Source organism: Arthrobacter sp. NPDC057388 (assembly GCF_042668165.1).
Lineage (GTDB): Bacteria > Actinomycetota > Actinomycetes > Actinomycetales > Micrococcaceae > Arthrobacter.
In genome coordinates this window covers 33,607-41,769 of sequence record NZ_JBHVBL010000040.1, presented here as the reverse complement: position 1 = coordinate 41,769, position 8,163 = coordinate 33,607, and the positions used below count along the sequence as shown (strand labels likewise).

The 8,163-nt window shown below is 68.9% G+C and carries 6 protein-coding genes; 3 read left to right on the top strand and 3 right to left on the bottom strand.

Annotated features, from left to right (window positions below; translation table 11 throughout):
• Positions 1-40: 40 nt before the first annotated feature.
• Positions 41-2,050 carry an acetate--CoA ligase gene (acs, locus tag ACFUTU_RS16955; RefSeq protein ID WP_377966324.1) on the bottom strand — a complete coding sequence of 670 codons (2,010 nt, stop codon included), beginning with the start codon at positions 2,048-2,050 and terminating at the stop codon, positions 41-43.
• A gap of 429 nt (positions 2,051-2,479) precedes the next feature.
• On the opposite strand from acs, the gene ACFUTU_RS16950 reads away from it, so the two are divergent.
• Genes ACFUTU_RS16950 through ACFUTU_RS16940 form a run of 3 tightly spaced genes read left to right on the top strand, consistent with a single transcriptional unit; the run spans position 2,480 to position 5,528 of the window.
• Positions 2,480-4,000: a hypothetical protein gene (locus ACFUTU_RS16950; RefSeq protein WP_377966320.1), complete on the top strand. Its 1,521-nt coding sequence runs from the start codon at positions 2,480-2,482 to the stop codon at positions 3,998-4,000.
• 56 nt (positions 4,001-4,056) lie between these two features.
• The gene (gene nth / locus ACFUTU_RS16945) at positions 4,057-4,854 is read left to right on the top strand and encodes an endonuclease III (RefSeq protein WP_377966322.1); all 798 of its coding nucleotides are present in this window, start codon (positions 4,057-4,059) and stop codon (positions 4,852-4,854) included.
• Entirely contained in the window at positions 4,851-5,528 is a 678-nt protein-coding gene (locus tag ACFUTU_RS16940) for an NUDIX hydrolase (RefSeq protein WP_377966318.1), read from the top strand. Before nth ends, ACFUTU_RS16940 begins: the two co-directional genes overlap by 4 nt.
• Positions 5,529-5,538: 10 nt before the next feature.
• On the opposite strand, the gene ACFUTU_RS16935 is transcribed toward ACFUTU_RS16940, so the two are convergent.
• Entirely contained in the window at positions 5,539-5,730 is a 192-nt protein-coding gene (locus ACFUTU_RS16935; protein WP_043417572.1) for a DUF1508 domain-containing protein, read from the bottom strand.
• A 344-nt stretch (positions 5,731-6,074) separates the two neighbouring features.
• Positions 6,075-7,853 (bottom strand): bifunctional 3'-5' exonuclease/DNA polymerase, encoded by a 1,779-nt coding sequence (locus ACFUTU_RS16930; protein ID WP_377966316.1) that lies wholly within the window; start codon positions 7,851-7,853, stop codon positions 6,075-6,077.
• Between the last annotated feature and the right edge of the window lie 310 nt (positions 7,854-8,163).

Here is an 8,163-nt window from a genome sequence, read left to right as displayed (position 1 = left end):
GGTCCGGTGGTCCGGACGGGCCCTGCCTGGCTTCATTCCGCTACTTCTTCAGCGATGCTGCGATCTGCTGCATGACGGTGTTGTCGGCGAGGGTGGTGGCGTCTCCGACGTCGCGGCCTTCGGCGACGTCCTTGAGGAGGCGGCGCATGATCTTGCCGGAGCGGGTCTTGGGCAGTTCGGGAACCACGAGGATGGTCTTGGGCTTGGCGATCGGGCCGATTTCCTTGCCGACGTGGTTGCGCAGGTCCTGGACGATTTCGTCGCCGGAGTCCACGGCGTCGCCGCGGAGGATGACGAAGGCGACGACGGCCTGGCCGGTGGTTTCGTCCGTGGCGCCGACGACGGCGGCTTCGGCCACCGCGGGGTGGGAGACCAGGGCGGATTCGATTTCGGTGGTGGAGAGCCGGTGCCCGGAGACATTCATGACGTCATCCACGCGGCCCAGGAGCCAGATGTCCCCGTCCTCGTCCTTTTTGGCCCCGTCCCCGGCGAAGTACATGGTTTCGAAGCGGGACCAGTAGGTGTCCTTGAACCGTTCGGGGTCGCCCCAGATGCCGCGGAGCATGGCCGGCCACGGTTCGCGGATGACCAGGAAGCCGCCGTGCCCGTCCGGGACGGAGGTGCCGTTCTCGTCCACGACGTCCACGGCGATGCCGGGCAGCGGGACCTGCGCGGAGCCGGGCTTGGTTGCCGTGACGCCGGGCAGCGGGGCGATCATCTGGGCGCCGGTCTCGGTCTGCCACCAGGTGTCGACGATAGGTGCTTTGTTGCCGCCGATGACGTCCCGGTACCACATCCACGCCTCGGGGTTGATGGGTTCACCCACGGAACCCAGGACGCGGATGGAGGAGAGGTCGTACTTGTCCGGGATGTCCCGGCCCCACTTCATGAACGTGCGGATCGCGGTGGGCGCGGTGTAGAGGATGGAGACCTTGTACTTCTCCACGATCTCCCACCAGCGGCCCTGGTGCGGGGAATCCGGGGTGCCTTCGTACATGACCTGGGTGGCGCCGTTGATGAGCGGCGCGTAGGCGACGTAGGAGTGGCCGGTGACCCAGCCGACGTCGGCCGTGCACCAGTACACATCCGTTTCGGGGTGCAGGTCGAAGACGGCCTTGTGGGTGTAGGCGGTCTGGGTGAGGTAGCCGCCGGTGGTGTGCAGGATGCCCTTGGGCTTTCCGGTGGTGCCGGAGGTGTACAGGATGAACAGCGGGTGCTCGGAGTCATGCCCGACGGCGGTGTGCTCGGCAGACGCTGCGCCGACTGTGTCATCCCACCAGTGGTCCCGGCCCTCGTGCCAGTCCACGTCCTGGCCGTTGCGCTTGACCACCACGACGTTCTGCACCGTGTGGCCGTCGCCGTTCCCCTCGAGGGAAAGCGCGGCATCCACTGCCGGCTTCAGCGGGCTGGGCTTGCCGCGCCGGTAGGTGCCGTCGGCGGTGACCACGAGCTTGGCCTCGGCGTCCTCGATCCGGGAGCGCAGCGCGTCCGCGGAGAACCCGCCGAACACCACCGAGTGCACGGCACCGATCCGGGCGCAGGCCAGCAGGGTGATCACGGCTTCGGGGATCATCGGCAGGTAGACGGCCACCCGGTCGCCCTTGGACACACCGAGGGATTCGAAGGCGTTGGCGGCCTTCTTCACTTCCTCGGTCAGCTCCGCGTAGGTGTAGGAGCGGGAATCGCCGGGCTCGCCCTCGAAGTGGATGGCTACCCGGTCACCGAGCCCGTTCTCCACGTGCCGGTCCAGCGCGTTATAGGCAGCGTTGACCTCACCGCCCACGAACCACTTCGCGAACGGCGGGTTGGACCAGTCCAGCGCCTGATCGAAGTCCTTGCTCCAGGACAGCAGCTCACGGGCCTGCTTCGCCCAGAACGCCGGCCGGTCAGCAGCCGCCTCCCCGTAGACCTCCGCACCCACGACAGCGTTTGCGGCGAAATCCTCGGACGGGGCAAACTTGCGGTTCTCATGCAGCAGGTTTTCAAGAGCATCGCCCTGCTGGCTGGGCGTGGCAGCGGTGGCCGTCGAGCCGGGGGTGTCCTGGGACATGGTGAACCTCATCATTCATCGATCTTTGCTGCGCGGTGCACCGGTCCCGGCCCTTGCCCGGACGCACGGTATCGGCCATACAGAGCCGGCCACGTGGCGGAGGGCAACGGCCCGTCGCGGATACACCGCAAAGAGCTGTTCCGAAACCAGACTAGCGCCTCCGGCATCCGCGCGTGGGCCGCGTCACATCGGGAGCCGTGAGCGGTGCCCATTTAGCGGTGAATGGTTCTTTGGGGGAGCTGTGCGGCTTCTGTGAGCACGCCGCGCCGCGGCCAGTCAGCTAGTGAAGCACCCTCCACTTGACTAGGCTGAGATGGACTCGTGACAGTGGCCGGGGGCAGCCAGACCGCTTGCGGTCAGGCTCCGGCCGTAGGGCGGAATCACGCAACGGACGCCAGTCCGGGGTGCCGCCACGCTAAGGAGAACAGAATGAATCAGCAAAGCCATGGCCAGCCGGGCCCGGCCCGGCAGGACGCAGCCCAGCCTGGCCACGGTCAGGGACCGCTCGGTGCCGGACCGTCCGGTATCGGACCGTCCGGGCGGCAGGACGCGCACAACGCTGCGCCGAACTTCATGAAGCAGCAGGGTGTGCGGAATGAAGCCGTAGCCGGACCTTTCACTGTCCGCGACCTGACCGTATTCGCGGCCACGCTGGTCCTCTTTGTCGCATCCTTGATTCCGATGTTCGCTGTGCGCTACAACCTGTGGAACCTCGGGAGCCTGTTCTTCCTGGGGCTTGGCGTGGTGCTGCCGCTCATCGTTGCCGCACTGTTTGTGGCCCGCCGGCTCGCCCCCGACACGAAGGTCCGCATCGGGTCCCTCTCTGTTGACCAGTTCGGTTCCGTGGTGGCCTCGTTCGCCGTCGGCTTTTTCTTCCTGTCCGTTGCCGGCGCCTACACGCCCAGCCTGCTGGTGGCCCTGATCGGTGCCCTTGTGCTGCTGGCCGCCACCGTGCTGGCCCGGTACATCCCGTTCTTTGCCGGGGACTTCCTGGACCGCGCCGAGGTGCCGGCCCACGTCATGGCCCGCGACTCGGCCGTTCCGGTGCGCAAGCCCAGGGCTCCCAAGGAGCCGAAGCCCGCTGCTGCCAAGCCGGGCAATTCTTCCCCCGCCTCTCCCTTCGGCGCGGCCCCCGCGGGTTCTGAGGCCCGCGGTCCTGTTTCTTCGGGCCATGTTTCCCATGGCGCGACCGCCGTCGGACAGCCGGGGCAGGGTGCCGCCCAGACCGGGACCGGCGCCGTAATTCCCGGCGCCACGGCCCCCATTGCCGGAGCAGCCGGTGCGGCACCTGCCGCCGGTGCCTGGCCCGCCGCCAATGCGGCCAGCAGCGCCGCGGCATCCCCGGAAACGGGACCGGCCGCCGTCGTGCCTTCCGGGAACGCCCGGGACGGCGCCGCGCACGCGGGCGCCGCGGAAACCGGCGCCGCGCCATCCGTAGATGCCGGTGCCGCGGCCCCGCAGGACGTTCCGGAAGCCGAACAGACCCAGCCGGACGGCACGCCGGTCTCGGCGACGTCCGGCGCACCAGCCGGTGCGCAAGGCCCGGCAGCAGAAGGCGCAACGCCTGCGGCGGCATCGGCCGGGGCGCCTGCCGATGCCTCTGTGCGGGAAGCCGAGGCCGCGCGCGCGGCATCCGCCACACCCGCCACCGCCGTCCACCCCAGGGTAGACGTGCCGGAACAGGCGAGGTCGCAGGAACCGATCGGTGCCACGGTGGACCCCGCGAGCCGGCCGGAGGAGTCCGAGCAGGAGCAGGTGCATGAGGCCTTCTGGTTCGCCGTGGCCCAGCACCGCACGGCAGTCGACGAGCGCACGGGTGCGCCGCTGTTCGGTATTGAGCCCGGCGGCTGGGTCCTGGCCCTCGAGGACCGCGGGGACGAGTTCCTGGTGCAGCACACGGACGGCCGGGTGGGCGTCCTGCGCGACCTCAGCAACATCGAGCGCGGCTAGCGGCCACCGTGGCCGATTCCGCTTCGCACCGGCGCGGCACGCCGGGCGGCTCCCCGGTGGATCCCGCTCGCTCCGGTGAGTCGCCCCTTGCCCTGAAGCGGCGGGCACGCCGGATCAACCGGGCCCTCGCCGAGCAGTACCCTTACGCGCACGCCGAGCTCGATTTCCGGAACCCCTTCGAGCTCCTCGTGGCCACGGTGCTCTCGGCGCAGACCACGGACGTGACCGTCAACCTGATCACGCCGCTGCTATTCTCCCGCTACCCGGACGCCCGCGCCATGGCGGAAGCGGACACAGCAGAGCTGGAAGCCATCATCAAGCCGACGGGGTTTTTCCGGGCCAAGTCCCGGAACCTCCTCGCGCTGGCCAACAAGGTGGTGGACGAGTTCGACGGCGTAGTCCCAGGCCGGCTGGAAGATCTGGTGACGCTTCCCGGCGTCGGGCGGAAAACCGCGAACGTGGTGCTGGGCAATGCCTTTGGCATTCCCGGCATCACGGTGGACACCCACTTCGGGCGCCTGGCGCGGCGCTTCGGATGGACGGAGTCGGACGACCCCGTCCGGATCGAGTCGGACGTGGCGGAGCTGTTTGAGCCCAGGGACTGGACCATGCTGTCCCACCGCGTGGTGTTTCACGGCCGGCGGGTGTGCCATTCCCGCAAACCCGCCTGCGGTGCCTGCGCCGTGGCTAACTGGTGCCCCAGCTTCGGCTCAGGCGAGACGGATCCGGCCAAGGCGGCGAAGCTGCTGAAGTACGAGCTCGCACCCGGCAACGAGGAGCTGCTGGCGAAGCTGCTGGCCGAGACGCACCGTGCGGCCGAGATCCGGATGGAATCGCAACGGAGGACGCCGTGACGGCCCGCCAGGACCTGGTGGACCTGGTCGAGTCAATCCGTGCGGGAACCGGCCCTGCCCGCAACCCGTACTGGCGCAAGCTGACAGTTGACGAGTCCGTCGCACGCAAAGCGGCTGTCCTGATCCTCTTCGGTGCTTTGGACGATGTGCCCGCGGCGTCCGGCAAACCGCTGGCAGCTGCAGACCTGGACGTTCTGCTGTTGGAACGCGCCCATACTTTGGACGACCATCCCGGCCAGGTGGCCTTCCCCGGCGGTGGCATCCACACGGGCGAGACCCCGGTGGAGGCTGCACTGCGGGAAGCGGAGGAGGAGACCGGGCTGGACCCTTCCGGCGTCGACGTGCTCGGTGCCCTGCCGGAACTGGCCCTGCCGCGCGGAAACTTCCTGGTGACCCCTGTCCTGGCCTGGTGGGCGGCGCCGTCGCCGGTCCGGGTGGTGGACTACGGCGAGTCCGCCCAGGTTTTCCGGGTTCCGGTCCGTGACCTGCTGGACCCGGAGAACCGGGCAATGGCGGCCGTGACCCGCATGGACCAGACGTTCCAGAGCCCGGCGTTCACGGTCAACAACCTGGTGGTCTGGGGCTTTACGGGCATGATCCTGAACGAACTGTTCGACCAGCTGGCCTGGGCGGTCCCGTGGGACCGGACCAGGCTCCATCCGCTGGACCTCTAGGTGCCTGGCGTCAGTGCTGCGATTTCCGCAGATCCACTACCAAGCCGGTGGCGGCGTTTTCGCGCAAGGCGTTGATGCCGGCCACTACTCCTGAAACGCTCTTGAACCGCGGCGACTCTGCCACGATGTTTCCGTCCCCATCCATGAGCCGGAACTTGTAAGACTGGTCGCTGTCCTGGTGCACTTCAAATTTGCCCGCCATTGGCGTGGAAACCCCCTGCTGATGCTTCGTCGCACATGCCGGGCCAACTCATTGCCACTGCCCGGCCACCACTGACCCTAGTGGTCCATGCCACACGAAGCGAACTACTGGCGGGTAAGTTACCGAATGCAACCGTGCAAGGCGCATGTGGCGGATGTGACTTTTGTTTCCCGCAGCTACGGGCTATCGTCTGCCCCCAAACAGGCGCCAGGCGTGCCGAGCGGACGCCGTCGCGGGGCACTTTGGAGGTCCCGCCGTCGTAATTACGACGGCGGGAGGCGTGCCAGGCGCCAAAGTGCCCCATTCCGGTCGGGCCGGGAGACGGGTCAGTGGCGGCCGGGGGCCTACTTGGCGTTGTCGTAGGAATCGACGACGGAGACGCTCACCGGGAATTCGACCGGAATGGGGCCGAAAAGCAGCTCCTTGGCGGCGTTGGCCGCCTCCTCGATCGCGCGGATGCAGACGTCCACGGCGGAAGTGGGGGCGTGGACCATCACCTCGTCATGCAGGAAAAACACGAGTTCCCCGCGTGCCGAACCCTCGGCACGCATGGCGCGCAGCCGCCGTCGCAGTTCAGCCAGCCAGCAGGCGGCCCAGTCCGCAGCCGAACCCTGGACAACAAAGTTGCGGGTGAAGCGCCCGCGGGAACGGGCGATGGCGTCCGCCCGGCGCTGCTCCTCGGCGGACGTCGACCGCTGGCTGCGGAACCACCGTTCCGATGGCGGCGGGCTGCTGCGCCCCAGCCGCGACGTCACCGTCCGGCCGGCTTCGCCCTCGCGGGCCGCACGCTCGACAAAGCCCACCGCCCGCGGATAGATCCTCGCCAGCTGCGGCATCAGGCGACCGGCCTCGCCCGAGGTGGCACCGTACATGGCGCCGAGCAGGGCCATTTTTGCCTTGCCGCGGTCGCCGCCGAATCCCTTGGCGGCGATCCCGGCATAGAGATCCTGGTCCCGTGCGGCCTCGGCCATGGCTGAATCCTGCGCGAGGGCGGCGAGAACGCGGGGTTCCAGCTGGGATGCGTCAGCAACGATGAGCTTGTGCCCCGGGTCGGCGTGCACGGCACCGCGGACCTGCCGCGGGATCTGCAGTGCCCCGCCGCCGCGTGACGCCCAGCGGCCCGATACCACTCCGCCCACCACGTATTCGGGCCGGAACCTGCCGTTCCGCACCCACGCGTCCAGCCACACCCAGCCGTTGGCGGTGTGCAGCCGCGACAGTTTCTTATACGCCAGCAGGGGTGGGATGGCCGGGTGGCTGGACCCCTTGAGCTCCCACTGCCGTGTCGACTTCACCTCGATGCCGTTGCGGTGCAGCGCCCGCATCAGCTCCTGCGGGGAGTCCGGATTCAGGGCCGGCGCGTTCAGCAGGCCCCGGAGCTCGGTGTTCAGGGCCTCCAGTTTGGCGGGGCGGTGGCCGAGCGGCGGCCGTGGTCCCAGATGCTCGGCCAGGATCTGCTCGTGCAGCTCCTCGCGCCAAGGCACGCCGGCGTGCTGCATCTCGGCCGCCACCAGGGCGCTGGCGGATTCGGCGGCGAGGAGGAGCTGGAGCCGCTGCCTGCGGGTGCCGTCAGCCTCGGCTGGTCCTCCTGCCGCGGAGGCTGCCGGCGCTGATCCGGCGGCGGCCAGGGCTTCCTGCTGGGCAGCGAACTCGGCGCGGAGCTCGGCCAGGGTCTGCCGCGGTTCGGTCGCCGCGCCGGGATCGTCGAAGAGTGCGCCCTGGTCGGCAGGCGGAGGGGGTGGCTGAAGCAGGCGCGGTGGCTGCAGTTCGTCGTCCTGCGTGAGTTTTTCGGCGGTCCTGGCGTACGGGGTGTGGGCCGTGAATTCGGAATGGGCCAGGATGGCACCGCACAGCGAAAGGTCGTAGCAGCGCTCGACGTCGACGCCCGCGGCCAGCAGTCCCGGGTACCAGTCCTGGGTGCGGTGCCAGATCCAGCGCGGGCGCCGCTTTTCGAGTTCGCGGACGACGGCGGCCAGCCCCGTTCCGCTGCCGAGTGCGGCGTCCGCTCCGGTCCGGGACGCGCTGACGATCCGAGGCCGCGGATTGGCCGGGGAGGGGAGCCCCGCCGCGGTGAGCTCCTGGATGGCTGCGCCGTCGGAATGGGCGGCGAGCAGCAGATACATATGTCCAATTCTGCCCTGTCACCGCGTTTGCCCTGTCACTGCGTTCTACGCTGTCACCGCGCGGCTCGGCGCGGCGGCCAGGGCTGCTGTCCTCCACAGCGGACCGGGCTCCTTTTGTGGGCCGGGCCTTCTTTTGCAGGCAGGTGACCGGCGGTTTTCCACATAGGGATATTCGCCGCTGACGCTGGGCCGCTCCGCTGGGCAGAGTTGCTGCATGAGCAGGCAACACGCCCGGAACCGGCGAATTCCATCAGACCCGGATAACACGCTGCCGGATGGTGCCGTGCCAGAGGCTGCGCCGGCAGCTCCG